We start from the raw sequence: 17346 nt of genomic DNA on the forward strand, positions 1-17346 counted from the left end.
TTGTCTACACCGTCACACTGACCCCAGCCGCCTAACCCAATACTTGTCCATCCACAGGAGGCATTCCCGCGTCTCCCGCGCACCCCCACGCGCCAAAGAACGCACCCCACCTCATTTTCGGACTAGGAAACCAATGAAGATCACCGACGCACGGGTAGTGGTTTCGTCTCCCGGACGGAACTACGTCACGCTCGTTATTGAAACCGAAGACGGCGTCACCGGCATCGGCGACGCCACTCTCAACGGCCGCGAGATGGCCGTGGCGTCATACCTGTCCGAGCACCTGTGCCCGCTGCTGATCGGCCGCGACGCACGCCGTATCGAGGACGCATGGCAGTACTTCTACAAGGGTGCTTATTGGCGCCGCGGGCCGGTGACCATGACGGCGATCGCCGCGATCGACGTCGCCCTCTGGGATATCAAGGGCAAAGCCGCCGGCATGCCGGTGTACGAGCTCCTGGGCGGCGCCGCCCGCGAGGGCGTTATGGTCTACGGGCATGCGAGCGGCCCCTCCCTGGAAGACCTCAGCGCAGACTTCCAGCACCATCTGGACCTCGGCTACAAGGCGATCCGCGCCCAGGCGGCGGTTCCCGGCCTCGAGAAAACCTACGGCATCGCTCCGGTGGACGGGAAGCTCTACGAGCCGGCCAGCGGCAACGTCCCGCAGGAAGACACCTGGGAGACCAGCGCGTACCTGGACTTCGCACCCAAGATTATGTCCCACATCCGCGAAGATTCGGCTACGGCGTGCACGTCCTCCACGACGTCCACCACCGTCTTTCGCCGATCGAGGCCGGACGGCTGGGCGCGTCCCTTGAGCAGTACCGCCCGTTCTGGATCGAGGACCCGACGCCGGCCGAGGACCAGTCGGCGTTCCGTCTGATCCGCCAGCACACCACCACCCCCATCGCGGTGGGCGAAGTTTTCAACTCGATCTGGGACTGCCAGCAGCTGATCACCGAGCGGCTCATCGACTACATCCGCACTTCCGTTTCGCACGCCGGGGGCATCACCCACCTGCGCCGGATCTTCTCCCTCGCGGACCTGTACGGTGTGCGTTCCGGGTCCCACGGTGCGGGGGATCTCTCCCCGGCCTCCTTCGCGGCGGCCCTGCATGTAGACATGAGCATCCCCAACTTCGGCATCCAGGAATACATGGGGCACCGGGAACCAGCCAACGAGGTGTTCACCACGTCCTACACCTTCAATGACGGCTATATGCACCCCGGGGACGCCCCCGGCATCGGCGTAGAGTTCAACGAGGAAGCCGCCGCCCGCTTCCCGTTCGACCCCAAATACCTGCCCATCAACCGGCGGCTCGACGGATCGGTGCATGATTGGTGAGCAACACAAACCAAGAATCCTCCGCGCCGTTCGACGTCGTGGTGATGGGCGAGATCCTCGTTGAAGTTGCGACCGACCTGCCCTTCGGCCACGGTGTGCCGGCGCAGCTTGGCATTTCCGGGGACGCTCTCAATGTCGCGGCCGCCGCGGCCGCAGCCGGCGCCCGCGTGGGTCTGCTGTCCGTACTGACCGACGACGACCTCGGCCGGGCGATCGCCTCCCGTATCGTCGAGCTCGGCGTATCCCCGGACCTGCTGACGTTCCGGACCGGACAGCAGGGCGTCTACCTGGTGCACTCCGACCCCGACGGGCAGCGTGAGTTCTCCTACGCCCGCAGCGCCAGCGTCGGATCCAGCCTTGGCCCCGACGACGTCGAACCGGCTGTCTTCAAAGCGGCCGGGGCTGTGATTGCCGGCGGCATCGCCTGCGCCATCTCCGAGTCCTGCCGCGCCGCCGTCATGAAAGCCACCTCCCTCGCGCAGCGCTTCGTGTTCGATCCCAACTTCCGGCCCAGGCTCACCACCCCGGAAGAGGCGACGGCGGTTCTCGCCGAGCTCGCACCGCAGGCCTTCCTCGTAACCCCGTCTTTCCCTGGCGAAACCAGTGTGCTCCTGGGCAGTTCCACACCGCAGGAAGCGGCAGCCAGGCTGCGCGGGCAGGGCACGGAGAACGTGGCCGTCACCTGCGGGGCCGAGGGGATCCAGCTCGAATGGGACCAGGAATCGGTGTGGGTTCCGGCGATCCCCGCCCCCTCCGTGGTGGACCAGACCGGTGCCGGCGATGCCTTCGTGGGGACCCTGACTGCCCGGCTGGTGCTGGGAGATTCCTTTCCGACGGCGGCCCGCTACGGTGCAGCGGCCTCTTCTCTGGTGGTGGGCGGCAAGGGCGGGACCGGGCTTATCCCCACCTTCGAGCAGACATTCGCCCACGCCGCGACTGCCGGCAACTCCGCGGAAGGAACCGTGTCATCGCACGCCTAAGTCCTTCCACACTGGCCGTCAGCGCTCACCAGGCCATGCTGCCGCGGGAGCAACTGCAACCCGGAATTGTCCACCTCGGCCTGGGCGCCTTCGCCCGCGCCCACACCGCGGTCTTCACCGAAGAAGCAATGCTGGCCTCCAGCGATTTCGAATGGGGAATCATTGGAGTCACCCAGCGCTCGGACACCGTGGCCCGGCAACTCTCGCCCCAGGACGGCCTGTTCACCGTAGCCGAGCGGGGCGACGGTGCCGCACCGCTGCGCGTGGTCTCGAGCATCGTCGAGGCCATCTTCGGGCGGGACAACCCACAAAAGGTCGTGGACCGCATCGCAGCCGCATCGACCCGGATTGTCACCCTCACAATCACCGAAAAGGGGTACCGGTTCGATCCCCGCACCGGCAGCCTCAACCTGGACGATGAGGAAGTGCGGGCCGACCTTTCCGGCAGGCCACCGCACACCGCCATCGGCCAGATCGCCCGTGGCCGCGCACCACGACAGATACAGGGCGACCGCGCCCGCATAGGTCTTTGTCGTCGACTCGGCAGCATCACGCCCGAACCGCAAATACCGCAGATATGCATCCGCCACAGACATGACCAGCAGGTCCTCGCCGATCACTGTCCATAGCGCACTCCAGAGGGCATCTGGACCGGAAAAGTTCGCATAGTCATCTCCTATGCCAATCATGGCCGCCATAACGACGAACACCTGACCGACACACAGAGAGAACCCGTCGTCCACCAAGGAAGCAATCAAGCTTGTGCCACAGTCCACTACAAGCGGTCGGACCCCGAGAGAACCAAGGAAGTGAGACGCCTGCTCCAAGCTGGTACTTCACCTGAAATCTGGGCTTGGAGGCTAAAGAGTGCGATCAGGTCGGGTAGCAGCGCATTGGTCTTAGTAGCCCCATGCTCTCTACGCGTCGATTTACTTGCCCGGACCGGTTTCCCGTTGCGATGGTTCTCCGACGCGCGCCTAGGTCCTGGCGCCGGATTTGAGTGGGGATGGATACGACCGCTAAAAACCGAGCATAAAGACCACATTTCAGTCCCATCGTGCTCCATGACGCCTTGACCACCCCGCTTCACTTTGCATGGCACCAGGGGCAGGTCCGCCTCCACGTCGTTCCATCCCGGGGCCGCAGTCATGACAATCTTGTCTCTAGCTGCAACAGCGGCACCAGCATGCACTAAGGTCCAACAGCGGGAGAATTTGGTGGATTTCAAGCACGTCCAGTCCGGTCTCAAGAACGTCCTCTACACCAAAGAGCAGATCCAGCTACGCATCACCGAACTCGCGGCGGAGATCGACGAGGACTATGCGGGCCGTGATGTGCTGCTCGTGGGTGTACTAAAGGGCGCGGTCATGATGATGGCCGACCTGGCCCGCGCACTGCAGAGTCCCGTCACCATGGATTGGATGGCCGTCGCATCCTACGGCTCGGGAACGCAACTCTCCGGGGTAGTCCGGATCCTTAAGGACCTGGAAACAGATCTACTGGGCAAGCACGTGCTCGTCGTGGAGGACATCATAGACTCAGGCCTGACCCTGTCCTGGCTGAAAACGAACCTGCTCTCCCGCGGTCCGGCAACAGTGGAAATCTGCACACTCCTGCGCAAACCGGATGCATCCAAGGTGGACATCGACGTCAAGTACGTAGGCTACGACATTCCCGACCAGTTCGTCGTCGGTTACGGACTCGACTACGCAGAGAGATACCGCAATCTGGACTTCATCGGCACGCTGGCTCCGCACGTTTACGAATAAGCCTGCAGGCGAAGGGGCCACCCTTGGCCCGTGCGGTGGCACACCCGCTAAGTCGCCCCGTGGGTTCTGTCCTGGGCGTACGGCAACGCCCGATCCTCTTGGCACAGTGGCTGATACTTCCCTTTGCGGCGCTTACCGTGGGATGGGGAATTCCACGGCCGTCCCGTCTTGATAAAGGATCCTTTGCTGAGAAGGCAGCGGGCGAAGTGGCCGATGCTAAATCGGCAACTGACTACCGGCCGGGGACGCCCATCGGGCCGCCCCTCAGTGGTTCCTCGAAAGGGGCCGCAGAACCGCCATTTTGAGCTGCGATTTAACCGCCATTCTGTACGAACAGTCACAGAAGCCCCGGAATTCCGCGGACGCCGAATCCTCCGGCCCCTCTGCACGGATGCCACCGTTACCGTGCAGAGGCAACCAGCAGGCAACCTGCCTTTGGGTTCATGGAGATGCTTCGCCCTGAGCTGCGGAGACGTCTTCGACATCGCCTGCAGCCATCCGCTCTGGTGGAGGTTTCCTCCGCTAGGGAAAAGGGGAGACCGGCAAGCAGCGCGGCCTCCCTTTTCCTTGCCCCTGGCGGCAGGCCGCGTGGTCTGCTTCTGACAGTTTGATCTGTGCCGGCGGGGCGGGCTGGAATCCGCGCCCGGTACCCACCTTCACCGTTGATTCCATCAGATTGGAATCAACGTGCGGGAGGGCCGGATGAGGTCAAAGCGGAGAGTGTAGTCCGTTTCTGGTATTCACCCGGGTTGTTGCCGGATGGAACCTTGCCGCCAGGGAACTCGAAGTGCTCCAGCACCATGCCGCCGGGCGACGCAACCGGACCATCGCCTCCGCCCTCAACATCAGCGAGAATACCGTCAAGTTCTACGTGCGCAATCTCTTCAGTAGGCTCGACGTCCGCTCATGAACCGAGGCCATCGCCCTGGCGCACAGCCACGGAGTCCCGTGACGCTTTGGCTCCGCAGCACGAACACGACTGAGCAGGAACCTCAACCCGTCAGAGCACGACGGCGGGCCGTCCCGCCGTCGTCCTGCACGCCTGAAGCGGGAGGACTGACTAAGGCCCGACGGCTACACGAACTGGTAGATCAGGGCTGCCATTCCAAAGCCGACAACAGACAACACGGTTTCCAGTACGGTCCAGGTCTTGAGCGTGTCCTTGACTGACATGTTGAAGTACTTGGCGATGATCCAGAAGCCGCCGTCGTTAACATGGCTGGCGATGATGGATCCAGAGGAGATGGCGATCGCGATCAGGGCCAGCTGCGGCTGCGAGTAGTCACCGGTTGTGAGGACAGGGGCCAGGATGCCGCCCGTGGTCACGATGGCCACGGTAGCCGAGCCCTGGGCGATGCGCATGCCGCAGGCAATCACGTAAGCCGAGAGAATCAGGGGAAGCCCGGCCGTGGCCAGGGAGTCCGCCACGGCCTTCCCGACGCCCGTTGCCGAGAGCACCGCACCGAAGAAAGCACCGGCACCGACCACCAGCAGGATCATGCCCACCGGCTTCAGCGAGGCCGAACTGAGGTCCGAAAGATCCTTGGCGGTCATGCCGCGGCGAATGCCCAGGAGCCACATGGACAAGGCAACAGCCACGGTCAGCGCGATGGCGGGGTTGCCGAAGAACACCAGGACATCGCGCAAGGTTCCGGCCGGAAGGAAGACGCTGCCGAAGGTGGCGCCGAGGATCAGGACCATAGGCAGACCAATGGCCAGGGCGACCAGGCTCAGGGGCGGCTCGTGGCCCTTGGCTTCCTCGGCCTCGGGAATCACGCGGTCCTCCGGCACCATGACGTTTACTCTCTTGCCGATCCACTGGCCCCAGAGAATACCTGAGGCGAACCAGGCGGGGATGCCGCAGGCGAGGCCCATGAGGATGATCCATCCGAGTTCAACTTGGAAGAGGCCGGCGGCGGCCACGGGGCCGGGGTGCGGGGGCAGGAAGGCGTGGGTCACGGAGAGGCCGGCCAGGAGAGGCAGCGCATACAGGGCCAGGGACTTCCCGCCGCGGATGGCGGCCACGTAGACCAGCGGTGCGAGGACGAAGATGCCGATGTCGAAGAAGACCGGGATACCGAGAACGAAGCCGGTGATGCCCATGGCCAGCGGGGTGCCCTTTTCGCCGAAAACCTTCACGAGCTTCCCCAGCAGCACCTCCGCACCGCCGGACCGCTCCAGGATGGCGCCGAGCACGGTGCCGAGGCCGATGATCAAGGTAATGTGGCCCAGAATGCCGGCGAACCCCTTTTCAATGAGGGCGTCGCCGCTCTTGGTGGGCGAACCGACCAGGGCCTCGATGCTCACGCCGCCCACAAGGGCCACGATCACGCTGGTTCCCACCAGGGCGATGAACGGTTCGATCTTGACCTTGATGATCAGGAAGAGCAGAAGGGCAATGCCCGTGCCTGCCAGCAGAAGCAGGCCTGCGGTGTCGTGCCGCAGCCAGTCCAGGAATTCATTCAATGTGGTTGCTTTCCTATTTGAGGGCGCCGATAAAGACGGCGGCCCTGGCTGAAATGTCCGCCCAGTCGCCGGCGACGACTGCGGCTGGAGGGACAACACTGGTTCCACAACACACAGCGGCGGCACCGGCGTCGAGGTAGCTCTTGGCGTTGGAGGCGTCGATGCCGCCGGACGGCAGGAGCCGGATGCCCGGGTACGGACCTTGGAGGTCCTTCAAATAGGCCGGACCGAGCTGCCGGGCCGGGAAAATCTTCACGACGTCGGAGCCCAGGTCCAGGGCCTGCGCCACCTCGGTGGGGGTCATGGCGCCGAGGCTGAAGGGGATGCCCGCGGCAGCAGCCACCGCGGCGACGTCCGGCCGGAGGCCGGGTGTCACCAAGAACTGCGCCCCGGCATCGATGGCGGCCTTTGCCTGGTCCGCGGTGAGGACCGTTCCGATCCCGACGGCGGCACCGTGCTCGGCGGCCGCGTCCGCCGCCCGCCTCACATGGGTGAGCACATCGGGGGTGGTGAAGGTCAGCTCCACACTGCGTATACCGCCGTCGGCCAGTGCCTGGCAGAGCTCCCCGGCGTCCGGGATGTAGGCGGCCCTGACGACGGCGAGGGTGCGGTCGGCTTCGAGCTGCCGGATGAATTCTTCGGGAGTCATGTGCTGGTTCCTGTTCTGGCGAGGCCATCTCCATGGCGGCGGAGTGCCCGGCCGGCGCGGGCCCCGGTGGGCTGCCCGCCGTCGATTGCTGCTGTTCCGTTGACGAACACGTAGTGGATGCCTGTGGCTGCCTGGCGGGGGTTTTCAAAAGTGGCCTCGTCGCGGACGGTCTCCGGGTCGAAGAGGACAAGGTCCGCCGCGTACCCCTCGCGGACCAACCCCCGACGGTCCAGTTTGAGCCTGGCGGCGGGCCGGCCGCTCAGGTGATGAACGGTTTCCTCCAGCGTGAGCAGGCCCAGTTCGCGGCTGTAGTGGCCGAGGTAGCGGGGGAAGGTGCCCCAGGCGCGGGGGTGCGGCTTGGCGCCAACCAGAAGTCCGTCGCTGCCGCCGGTGTGCGTGCGGTGCACCATGATGGCGCGGACGTTTTCCTCGTGCCCCACGTGCTGCAGGACGCCGGTGCCGCAGCGGTCATCCAAGAGGATGCCGATGAAGACCTCGAACGGTTCGCGGCCCTCATCGGCGGCGATCGCTGCGATGGTCTTGCCGACGTAGCCGCCCAGCGCCTGGTTCTGCACGCCACTGATCTGCAGGGTGTCCCATTCAGCCACCACGCCGTGGCAGCCGTCCGAGCCGTAGATTTCCACGCTCTCGCGGATGCGGGTCCTGGTTTCCGGATCGCGCAGCCGTTCCAGGGTGGCATCGGTGCTGCCAGCGGAGGCCCAGCTGGGCAGGATCGCGGAGAGGGTGGTGGCGCCGGGCAGGTACGGGTAGGTGTCCAGGGTGATGTCCACGCCCTGGTCCAGTGCCTCGTCGATGAGCGCCAGCAGCTCACCGGCCCTGCCCTTGTTTTCGGCGAAGTTCATGGTGGCGTGGGACAGGTGCAAAGCGCAGCCGGTGTCCCGGCTCAGGCCGATCATCTCGGCGTAGGCGGCCAGCGCACCCTTGCCGTAGGAGCGGTGGTGCGGCGCATAGAAACCGCCGAGTTCCCCCACCGTGCGGCAGAGCGCCCCGAGTTCTTCAGTGGTGGCGTACATGCCGGGCGTGTAGGTCAGTCCGGAGGACATGCCGACGGCGCCCTCCGCGATGGCGGCCCGGACCACCTCCTGCATCTGCTCCAATTGTGCGGGGGTGGCCTCGCCTTCGTCGAAGCCCATGACGAGCGCCCGCACGGTGCCCTGAGGCACGAGGTAGGCGGCGTTGGTGCCGATCCGACCGCCGTCGTTGTCGGCATCCAGGCGGTCGAGGTACTCCCCCACGGTGCGCCAGTTCCAGTCGAAGTCCTCCGGATTGTCGTTCCAGCCGGCAATCTTCTGGCGAACGACCACCAGTGTGGCATCGTCCACGGGGGCGTAGGAAAGCCCGTCCTGGCCCAGGAGCTCGGTCGTGACGCCCTGGCTGAGCTTGGCATAGTGGTCCGGGTTTACCAGGAGCTGCAGGTCCGAGTGGGCGTGCATGTCGATGAAGCCGGGGCTAAGGACCAGGCCCGTGGCGTCGATGGTGCGGGCCGCGCGGGTGCCCGCCAGGGTTCCGGCGTCGGCGATCGTGGTGATCACGGCACCGTCCAGCAGGACATCCGCGTTCCGCCGGGGCTCCCCCGTGCCATCCACCAGAATGGCGTTGCTGATGAGTGTTTTCATCCGGTGCTCCTAAAAAAAAGTGTGGATGAGATTGACGACGGCCTGGTCGGCTTCCGTGTCGGCCAGCACCGGGATCACGGTCCACTTGTCGAAGGCCGTGCACGGGTGCGAGAGGCCCAGGCGCACCACATCGCCCGGACGCACGGTAATGGTGCCGGCGTCGAAGGTCATGAAGCAGTGCTGGTCGTTGACAGCAGTGATGTCGGCTCCGCCAAGCGGTTCCATGGGCCCGCCGAGCGCGGGGCCGATCAGCTGCGGACGCGGCAGGCCCTCGTCCACCGGGAAGTCCCGTTTGCCGGCGTCGAGGATGGCCAGGCCGGGCTCGGGTTGGGACACCACACGGGCCCAGCCGTGCATGCCTGCCTTGAACGGTTGTCCGCCATGGCGGGAGAACGGGGAGATGCCGCGGTAAAAGCCGTCGTCGTGGATGATGTACGCGCCGCTGCGGATCATGAGCTTCACGCTGGGGCCGCCGCTGGCGATGCACGGCGAAAGCACGTCCACCACGTCGTCGAAGTAGGCGCTGCCGCCGGCTGTCAGGATGACCTCGTCCGTTCCGTAGAGGCCTTCCTTGAGCAGTTGCTCATGCAGCAGCCGCATCTGGCCGAGGTAGCCGCGGACGGCGGCGAGGCCGTCCGGATCGGCAGTGTGCGCCAGTGATCCTTCGTAGCCGCTGACCCCGACGAGCCGCAGGTGCGGGGACGCGGCGACGACACGGGCCACATCCAGGGCAGCATCAACGCCGCGGACGCCGGTGCGTCCGCCGGTTCCGCCCAGTTCCACCAGGACGTCCAGGACGGCGGTGCCGCCGCTTGCCTCGAGGGTTCGGTTGATGACGTCCACCGTGCCGGCGGAGTCCACCCAGGACAGGATCGGCATCTCGGCAGTAGCGACGGCGGCCACCCATTCGATGGCGTGTGGATCGGTAAGGCTGTTGGCCAGCTGCAGCCGCCGCACCCCGAATTCACGGGCAACTCGGAGCTGGGCGAAGTTGGCCACGGTGATGCCCCAGGCGCCGCGGTTGAGCTGTTCGGCCCAGAGCTGGGGGGCCATGGTGGTCTTGCCGTGCGGCGCCAGCAGCACGCCGTGCTCGGCGCACCAGCTGGCCAGGCGGTCCGCATTGGAGCGAAGGGCCACGGCGTCCAGGGTCAGGAGCGGCGTCTGGAAGTCAGCCAGGGTCGGTCCCGCCGCGAGGAAGTCGCGGTGGTTAGTGCCGTGGGCTGTGGCGGGCACTGCTTTGTGCCGCCAGTCGAGCCGGACGTCTGCAAGGCGGGCCACGGCGTCTGCTGCAATGGCCGGGGCCGCTGCTCCGGCGTCGGGCGTGGAAGTATTCACCAGTTCGTTCCCTTCATGGTGGGCAGTCGCTGCGTTGCGTATTTTGCAACGCTGGTTGCAAACCTGTTAGTGATATGTCTAACATGGTGCAGGATTGGGAGTCAAGGCCGGGGCATGCCCCGGCCGGCCCCTGTCCGGCCGCGGAGATCTCCTTTCCCCGGTCTGCAAAACTGCCGCTGAAAAGCGCAAGAGGGAGTGCGGGAGTTAGATGCTGTCAGCTGTATGCATGGGCGAAACGATGGTGATGCTCACCCCGGTGGAGGCCGTTCCGCTGGATCAGGCCACGGAGCTGCACTGCGGCGTGGGCGGTGCGGAATCGAATGTTGCCATGGGCCTTGCCGCCATGGGCCTGGACTCACACTGGGTGGGCCGGGTGGGCAAGGACGGCTTCGGTATCCGGATCCTGGACGAGCTTCGCCGCCATGGCGTGGGCGTCACCGGCGTCGAGGTTGACCCCGCGCTGCCCACCGGCCTGTACGTGAAGGTCCCGGCCCAGGAGTCGGATCCCGACGGCGGCAGTTCAGTCCTGTACTACCGGCAGGGTTCCGCCGCATCGGCCATGGGCCCGGGCACGCTGGCCAATCCCGCCGTCGCCAAGCTGCTGGAGCACGCTGCCCTCATCCACCTCAGCGGCATCACGGCCGCACTCTCGGCCGAATGCCGGGAGCTGACCGAAGCCATCCTGACCGCTCCCCGGCAAGGCCGGATCATCAGTTTCGACGTCAACTGGCGCCCGGCCCTCTGTCCCGGCCAGGACCGGTCGGTGCTGCGGCGGCTCGCCAACCTCGCCGACGTTGTCCTGGTGGGCAAGGACGAGGCCGAACATGCCTTCGGCACGACCGACGAGGCCGAGCTCCGCCAACTCCTACCGGCCCCTTCCGTCCTGGTCATCAAGAACGAGGCCATCAGCGCCATCGCCCTTGACCGAGACGGCACCCGCGCGGAAGTGCCCGCCCTGTCCGTGGATGTGCTGGAACCCGTGGGTGCCGGCGATTCCTTTGCCGCCGGTTACCTCAGCGGAATGCTCTTCGGCCTCGACCAAAAGGCCAGCCTGCGCCGCGGCCATGTTGCCGCCGCCTGCACCCTCACCGTCCACGGTGACCGCGGCCCCCTCCCCGAAGCCCGGGAACTCTCCGCCATCCTGGACTCCACCGATGCCCAGTGGGCTGCCATCCATGTGTCCGGCGGGCAATTCACTACCCGGGACCGGAGCGTGGCACCATGAGCCAGAGCCTGATGCGGGCCATGGATCTGCTCGCGGAACTTGCGGCCAAGCCGGCCACCTTGGACGAGCTTGCCTCAAAGGCGTCCGTTCACAAGACCACCATCATGCGGCTGCTGCACGCCATGGAGGAGAAGCGGTTCGTGGTTCGTGATGAGGACCAGCGCTTCCGCCTCGGGGCCAAGCTGTTTGAATTGTCCTCCCTGGCACTGGAGCAGCGGGACATCCGCAAAGTGGCGCATCCGCACCTTGCGGACCTGAACGGCCGCACCGGGCATACCGTGCACCTCGCCGAGTTCGAGGGCAACGAGGTGGTGTACATCGACAAGTTCGAGTCCCACCATCCCGTCCGGATGTACTCGCGCATCGGCCTCACTGCTTCCCTGCATTCCGCGGCCGTTTCGAAAGTCCTTCTGGCCGACATGCCCCGTAGCCGGCAGGAACGCATCGTGGCGGGCCTGGACTACGTAAAAGTTACCGAAAACACCCTGACCTCGCCGGAGGCCCTGCTGGCCGAACTCGAGCAGGTCAGGATCCAGGGCTGGGCCCACGACAACGCCGAGCATGAAGCGTTCGTGCATTGCATCGCGGCACCCATCCGCGATGCCAGCGGCACCGTTGTGGCCGCAGCCTCCTGTTCGGTACCGGTGGTGATGCTCAGCTACGAAGGACTGCTGGAGCTGCTGCCCGATCTCAAAGCCAGCACCGAGGCCATTTCACATGACCTCGGCTGGATCAGCCACGAAAGGACCCCATCATGAGTGAAAAAGAAGTTGTACTGACCGAAAACGCCCCCGCTCCCGCGCACGTCTTCTCCCAGGGGATCAAAAAGGGCGGCTTCTTCCAGGTCTCCGGCCAGGGGCCCATGGATCCGTCCACCAACCAGTACATCGGTGACGGCGACGTCCGGGTCCAGACCCGGCGCACGCTGGAGAACGTCAAGGCCATCCTGGAAGCCGGCGGCTCCTCCGTGGAAGACGTGCTGATGTTCCGCGTCTACCTGACCACGCGCCATGACTTCGCGGCCATGAATGAGGTTTATGGCGAGTTCATCCGCGAAAACGTCCCGAGCGGCGCGCTTCCCAGCCGCACCACCGTCTTCGTTGACCTCCCGCACGAAGTGATGCTCGTAGAGATCGATGCACTGGCCGTGACTGCCTAGTTTCCCTCTATTACTAGTCTCCCAATATTAACGACGACGGCGGCAGCACCGGGGGCGGCGGCTGATGGGCTGACCAGCCTGTCAGCCGCCCGGTGCTGACGCCGTCGGCTGTCTGACCGGAAGATCGGGTGGCGCCTCCAATGAACCCACACCGTCTGCAGGCCCATCAACTTCACACGGATGCGCCGGCCCAGGAGGTCGTGGACCTTTTCGAGGCACTCAGGGTTGGAACTGGGACACTCCCCCTGCCGGCGCTTCCCGTATGGCTACTCGTCGAACTGGCGACTGATGAAGCCAGACATGCCGGGAACGGTGAAGCGGACGGCGCCATGATCCGGGGCGTAGATAAGGCCTTTAGAGATGAGGCTGGATCGGGCGACGGTCAGTTGGCTCGCTGCACGGCTAAGCCGTGATGCGACCTGGGCAGTGGACGAGGCTTCGTCGTGGTCCTCGGCCATGGCGCGGAGATACTGACGTTCTGCCGGTGTCGCCCGCTGCCAACGTGATCGGAAGAACCCGGCGTCGAGTTGTTCCGTCCCTATTTCAATGGCCAGCCGGGCGTCGTCAAGATTGACTGTCTTGCTGGAGGATACGTCCCAAACGGCCTTGCCGTAGACCTGCAGGAAGAAGGGATAACCGTCTGCTGCCGTCACGAGTGCCCTAAGGGCATCTGCCTCCAAGTGCGCACCCAGCCGGTTCATGGGAAGGCTGATGGCGTCAGCCGCCGACGCGTGGTCGAGGGCTCCGATGGTGCGGTAGTCAAAGAGTCGTTCGGAGTATGACCTCGTGGCACTGAGCTTTCCGGGCAGGTTGGGCAACCCTGCCCCGATGATGAAGAACGGCCAACCTTTCTGCCCGGCCAGGTGCTGAACCGAAATCAGCGCGCCCAAAAGCTCGTCGTCCAGGTCCTGCATTTCGTCGATGAAGATGCCGAAGCCGCTGCTGGTTTTGCCCATAGCTGTCCCAGGACATCCTTCACGTAGTCCCAAGCGGACCTGGTGCGCAGCCTTCCCGCCCCTGCCTCTATCGCACGGGCCAGTTTTTGCCTTGTTGCCTTCCGTCCATCAGGAGAGGGCTGGGCTTCTATCTGCACAACAAACCAGTCATGCCGCTCTGCCTGTGCGAAGTTGTTGAGCAGAACGGTCTTTCCGACACCCCTGAGCCCGGACAGAAGTATTCCCCGCTCGGCGGCTTGGCGCTTGGTCCTGACGATCAGGCGGTCAAACGCTTCTATTTCTGCTTCGCGTCCTTCCAACGCTGGCGGCTTGAGGCCAGAGCCGGGAGCGAAGGGGCTCTGTCGGAGTCCACCCGAGCAGTCTATAGACGAGTATGGGTCAATATAAGGATTTTTTTATACCGATGGATATTCTCTTCAGGCCGCTGGCCCGGACAGCCTCAACCGCGGATGAGTCGCAGCTGCCCGCGGCTGTCGGTTCCCAGCCACGCGTCTGCCCCCGGTCAGTGCTTCAAGGCCACCGGCCCCTCACTTGCTGGCCCGGCTGCGTCACGCGAGGGGAAGAACCGGCTGGCTGCCTACGCCGAAGTCGACGAAGAGCCTCCGGCTGAGCCGGGCGGACCAAACAGGTCGGACATGTTGACCTCGCCCCAATACTCAGCGACCTTGCCATCGGTTAGCCGGTAGAGCTCGAGGCCGGTAACGGTGACCGTGCGGTTGCTGGGCGGAACGCCGAACAACTCGCCAGTATGCCTTCCGCGGTCCGTGAACCGCGAAACAACCTTGTCCCCTTCGGCCACCACGTCCTCGATGGTAATGGTGCGGTCCGATAAAGCGGCCTTAAGGTCGGCCGCCAGCTGCAGCAACCCGTCGACGTTATCCTTGAAGCCCGGCGGCATGCCGTGTGCGACAAAATCTTCGGTCAGCAGATCCCGCGTCGCCTGTTGGTCCGCAGCCTCGAATGCCTCAGTCAGGCGTTGAATGGTCTCCTTGTTTCTCTCGGTACCACCGGTCATGATGTCCTCCCGCCACTGATACACGTCGCCATTGCTGCAAGGGGAGCCGTTCTAATCGACGGCATCCCCGGTCGGTCCCAGGCGCCCTGGGTGTGCATGGGTTGGTCGATTTTGGGCCCGCAGGGCACAGCATAGTCCGGCGGGCATAACGAGGCAATGACTCGCGATGCTCATCAAAGATGACCGCGTAGCCGTATTCGAAGGCGGACATCAGGAAATCCCGCTCGAGAAGGCTCTCGAACCCCACGTGAGCACGAACGGTGCTGGACCACCACGAGCCCTCGTAATTGCGTTTGCCCGGCCAAGCGAAGAACGAACGCACCGGCAGCGCCGACTCGAACCGCTGCGAAGCCACATCGTCTCGAAGGCGAACATGATCGCTGATTTCAGGGCATCTGGGACTGGGAACTTAACCGTGGAATGAACGCGCGGGGAGTTTCCTGCGTGTGAGACGCTTGCCGCACTGTTGCATCAGTCGATGACCGCGATGCCCTCAACCTCCACCAGGAGATCGGGCTCAGCGAGTACGGGGACGCCTACTAGCGTGCCAGGCGCAACGGGAGCCATCCCTAGCTTCGCTGCCGCCCGGCGACTCCGTCCAGGAATAACGGCATCTTGTCAGGGGTCCAGTCGACAACGTAAAAGGTCAGTTTCGCTACATCGTCGAAGGAGCCGCCAACCTCCGCGACGGCCGTGCCGACGTTGAGGTAGCACTGCTCGACCTGAGCAGCGAGGTCTCCTTCGCCGACTCTGCCGCCGTCAGCATCGCGGGCGACTTGACCCGCGATAAACACCAGCTTGGATCCCGTAGCAACCGCTACTTGCCGGTAGACGTCGACCTTCGGCAGTGCCGAGGGTTAATGAAAGTGATTGCCACTTGGCTCCTTCTCAGGAACACCCGTGGGTGTGAGAGCGGGTCGGGTCGTGGGAACCAGCCACGTGGCGGCGAGGCTATGGCTGCGCTGGCGGGAGCTGGCGACCTCGCGGTGACGGGTCTCGCATAGCCCGCAGTTCCCGCAAAATCTCCAACAGTTCGTTGTTGATGGCCATGGCGCGGTTCGCTTCCATGGGTCTGGCGAGCCGTTGACGTGCCGGTGGCCCCGGGCCACACTGGCTCGAAAGACAAGAGTCCGGGGTCCATCGGGCAAGGCAGCTTGTGGAATCGCATCGATGGCCCCGCCCGTGAAGGAAGTGCCTAACCATGTTGCTCCGGAACAAGACAGCCATCATCTACGGCGCCGCCGGATCAATCGGCGCCGCTACCGCCCGTATCTTCGCCCGGGAGGGTGCCTCCCTGTTCCTGGCCGGACGCACGATGGCAGGCGTTCAGGCGCTGGCGCAGGAGATCACCGCCGCGGGTGGCAAGGCGGTGTCCCATGCGGTCGATGCGACCGATGACGTTGCGGTGGAACGGCACGTGCGGGCAGTGGTGGCCGAGGCAGGCTCTGTCGACGTCCTGTTCAACGCGATCGGCATGGACGACGTGCAGGGTCCGCTGCTTATCGATCTGCCGTTCGACGATTTCGCCAAACCGATACTTAAGGCGGCGAAATCGCAGTTCACGACCGGGTGCGCGGTAGCTCGTCAAATGGCCGGTCAGGGTTCGGGAGTGCTGATGACGATCACCGCCGGGCCGCCGGAGGCGACGCCAAACATCGGCGGCTTTGGACCTGCCTGCCAGCTGATAGAGGGCCTGTGGCGCGGGCTCGCAGCCGAGATGGCCCCGCACGGCGTCCGTGTGGTGTGCCTTCGCTCGGCAGGCTCGCCCGACTCGACGGACTTCCAGGAGATGGTGCGCCAGCATACGGAGGCCTCGGGCCAAACCCGCGAGGATTTCCTTGCCGGTCTGGGCAGCAGCACCTTGCTCGGGAGGCTGCCTTCTGTGACCGAGGTGGCCGAGATGGCGGCCCTGATGGCGTCGGATCGCGCAAGTGCCCTCACCAATGTTTTCCTTTCGGTGGCTTGCGGGTTCGCGGCCGATTGAATTGGCTGACGTCCCCGTGCCGCATGTGAACGCCGGGCACGGCGGTCCGCACGTCCGGCCGGCGCCGGCGGCCCGCTGCTGTGCGACCGGGACGAAGCGCCTTCCCCGTCGGCCAGCAGCTTCTCCATGACCGCTTGTCCCGCGATCCGGTCATTCAGCCCGCCTCCTTGGGCGGTGTCATCGCCCCTCGTTAAGAACCCTGTGTTCCAGCAGCTCGCGGCGTTCCGCCAGGGGCGCGTCTCTGATGTCGTGCCCGGCAACGGCCAGCAGATCGAAGGCAGCGAACGACGCCGGGACGGATTCAACCGCCTTGGTCAGGCAGAGGCACTGGCGGGTGCAGGGCCGGGGGCACATCCTCTCTCATAGCAGCCACGCTACAGCTGCCCGCGGCCGAGGGGTCCCCTGCCGGCTGCCCTGCTGCGCTCAATTACTCGTTTACTCATTTACCCCTCAGGAGCACCACCAAGACCACCCCATCCACCACAGCCGTACCCCACGACGCCGTGACCAGCGTGACCTTGCCGCCAAAGTCGAGGCCACGGCCCGCAGTCACCGTGAGCTCCCCGAGCTGACGAGACGGATTCCGGCGATCGCGGTGACGATTAGCCCGGGGAAGCGGCCAGCCGGGATGAGCCACACCAGCCCGGGCCACTTCAGGTAGAGCGGCGACAGCAGGTTCGGCAGCGCAGCAGCCACCGCCGCTGTAGTCACGGTCCGGGAGAGTCGACCAGAGCGGCGGCCCGCCACGCCCAGCGCCGCCAGCAGCAGCCCGAACGCCGCGCCATGGACCGGGCCGCCCGCGGCGAACGCGGCCCGATGCAGCTGGA

At 65.1% G+C, this 17346-nt stretch carries 17 protein-coding genes and 1 pseudogene; 9 read left to right on the top strand and 9 right to left on the bottom strand.

What is annotated here, in order from left to right:
* Positions 1 to 133 precede the first annotated feature (133 nt).
* The 5 genes and pseudogenes from manD to J7I89_RS24550 all read left to right on the top strand — a co-directional run bounded on the left by manD (position 134) and on the right by J7I89_RS24550 (position 5003).
* Positions 134 to 1344 (top strand): annotated as a pseudogene (gene manD / locus J7I89_RS24530) (D-mannonate dehydratase ManD).
* Positions 1345 to 1388: 44 nt separating this feature from the next.
* A complete protein-coding gene (locus tag J7I89_RS24535) occupies positions 1389 to 2324 on the top strand; it encodes a sugar kinase (RefSeq protein WP_214975954.1) in 936 nt (311 codons plus the stop codon).
* 35 nt (positions 2325 to 2359) lie between these two features.
* Positions 2360 to 2953, top strand: coding sequence for a hypothetical protein (locus J7I89_RS24540; RefSeq protein WP_251045819.1), 594 nt, complete (start codon positions 2360 to 2362; stop codon positions 2951 to 2953).
* Between the two features lie 588 nt (positions 2954 to 3541).
* Positions 3542 to 4093, top strand: coding sequence for a hypoxanthine phosphoribosyltransferase (hpt, locus tag J7I89_RS24545; RefSeq protein WP_214975933.1), 552 nt, complete (start codon positions 3542 to 3544; stop codon positions 4091 to 4093).
* Between the two features lie 733 nt (positions 4094 to 4826).
* Positions 4827 to 5003, top strand: a complete 177-nt coding sequence (locus J7I89_RS24550) for a response regulator transcription factor (RefSeq protein ID WP_374102048.1) — start codon at positions 4827 to 4829, stop codon at positions 5001 to 5003.
* Between the two features lie 164 nt (positions 5004 to 5167).
* Here the strand turns inward: J7I89_RS24550 and J7I89_RS24555 are convergent, their stop codons facing one another.
* From J7I89_RS24555 to J7I89_RS24570, 4 genes are read right to left on the bottom strand one after another with little or no spacing between them, the layout of a single operon-like run.
* Positions 5168 to 6559: a GntP family permease gene (locus J7I89_RS24555; protein WP_214975935.1), complete on the bottom strand. Its 1392-nt coding sequence runs from the start codon at positions 6557 to 6559 to the stop codon at positions 5168 to 5170.
* Between the two features lie 13 nt (positions 6560 to 6572).
* Entirely contained in the window at positions 6573 to 7208 is a 636-nt protein-coding gene (locus J7I89_RS24560) for a bifunctional 4-hydroxy-2-oxoglutarate aldolase/2-dehydro-3-deoxy-phosphogluconate aldolase (RefSeq protein ID WP_214975937.1), read from the bottom strand.
* The gene (locus J7I89_RS24565) at positions 7205 to 8845 is read right to left on the bottom strand and encodes an amidohydrolase family protein (protein ID WP_214975939.1); all 1641 of its coding nucleotides are present in this window, start codon (positions 8843 to 8845) and stop codon (positions 7205 to 7207) included. Before J7I89_RS24565 ends, J7I89_RS24560 begins: the two co-directional genes overlap by 4 nt.
* Positions 8846 to 8854: 9 nt before the next feature.
* A complete protein-coding gene (locus J7I89_RS24570) occupies positions 8855 to 10180 on the bottom strand; it encodes an amino acid deaminase (RefSeq protein ID WP_214975941.1) in 1326 nt (441 codons plus the stop codon).
* Between the two features lie 226 nt (positions 10181 to 10406).
* Here J7I89_RS24570 and J7I89_RS24575 point away from each other — a divergent pair, with 226 nt between their 5' ends.
* The 3 genes from J7I89_RS24575 to J7I89_RS24585 are packed head-to-tail and all read left to right on the top strand — an operon-like array spanning position 10407 to position 12564.
* Complete coding sequence (locus J7I89_RS24575) at positions 10407 to 11405, top strand: sugar kinase (protein ID WP_251045821.1); 999 nt, start codon at positions 10407 to 10409, stop codon at positions 11403 to 11405.
* Entirely contained in the window at positions 11402 to 12163 is a 762-nt protein-coding gene (locus tag J7I89_RS24580) for an IclR family transcriptional regulator (protein WP_214975945.1), read from the top strand. The genes J7I89_RS24575 and J7I89_RS24580 overlap by 4 nt, the downstream gene beginning before the upstream one ends.
* Complete coding sequence (locus tag J7I89_RS24585) at positions 12160 to 12564, top strand: RidA family protein (protein WP_214975946.1); 405 nt, start codon at positions 12160 to 12162, stop codon at positions 12562 to 12564. The genes J7I89_RS24580 and J7I89_RS24585 overlap by 4 nt, the downstream gene beginning before the upstream one ends.
* A gap of 266 nt (positions 12565 to 12830) precedes the next feature.
* Here J7I89_RS24585 and J7I89_RS24590 read toward each other — a convergent pair whose 3' ends face one another.
* From J7I89_RS24590 to J7I89_RS25515, 4 genes are all read right to left on the bottom strand, one after another.
* Complete coding sequence (locus tag J7I89_RS24590) at positions 12831 to 13520, bottom strand: ATP-binding protein (protein ID WP_251045822.1); 690 nt, start codon at positions 13518 to 13520, stop codon at positions 12831 to 12833.
* Entirely contained in the window at positions 13442 to 13819 is a 378-nt protein-coding gene (locus tag J7I89_RS25510) for an ATP-binding protein (RefSeq protein ID WP_251045823.1), read from the bottom strand. The genes J7I89_RS24590 and J7I89_RS25510 overlap by 79 nt, the downstream gene beginning before the upstream one ends.
* A 278-nt stretch (positions 13820 to 14097) precedes the next feature.
* Entirely contained in the window at positions 14098 to 14535 is a 438-nt protein-coding gene (locus J7I89_RS24595) for an ester cyclase (RefSeq protein WP_214975948.1), read from the bottom strand.
* Between the two features lie 569 nt (positions 14536 to 15104).
* The gene (locus tag J7I89_RS25515; RefSeq protein ID WP_308160031.1) at positions 15105 to 15329 is read right to left on the bottom strand and encodes a Rid family hydrolase; all 225 of its coding nucleotides are present in this window, start codon (positions 15327 to 15329) and stop codon (positions 15105 to 15107) included.
* Positions 15330 to 15736: 407 nt separating this feature from the next.
* Here J7I89_RS25515 and J7I89_RS24605 point away from each other — a divergent pair, with 407 nt between their 5' ends.
* Entirely contained in the window at positions 15737 to 16519 is a 783-nt protein-coding gene (locus tag J7I89_RS24605) for an SDR family NAD(P)-dependent oxidoreductase (RefSeq protein ID WP_214975950.1), read from the top strand.
* Between the two features lie 549 nt (positions 16520 to 17068).
* Here the strand turns inward: J7I89_RS24605 and J7I89_RS24610 are convergent.
* A partial coding sequence (locus J7I89_RS24610) for a hypothetical protein (protein WP_214975952.1) occupies positions 17069 to 17346 on the bottom strand: 278 nt, incomplete at its 5' end.

Source organism: Arthrobacter sp. ISL-5 (genome assembly GCF_018613835.1).
Classification (GTDB): Bacteria; Actinomycetota; Actinomycetes; order Actinomycetales; family Micrococcaceae; genus Arthrobacter.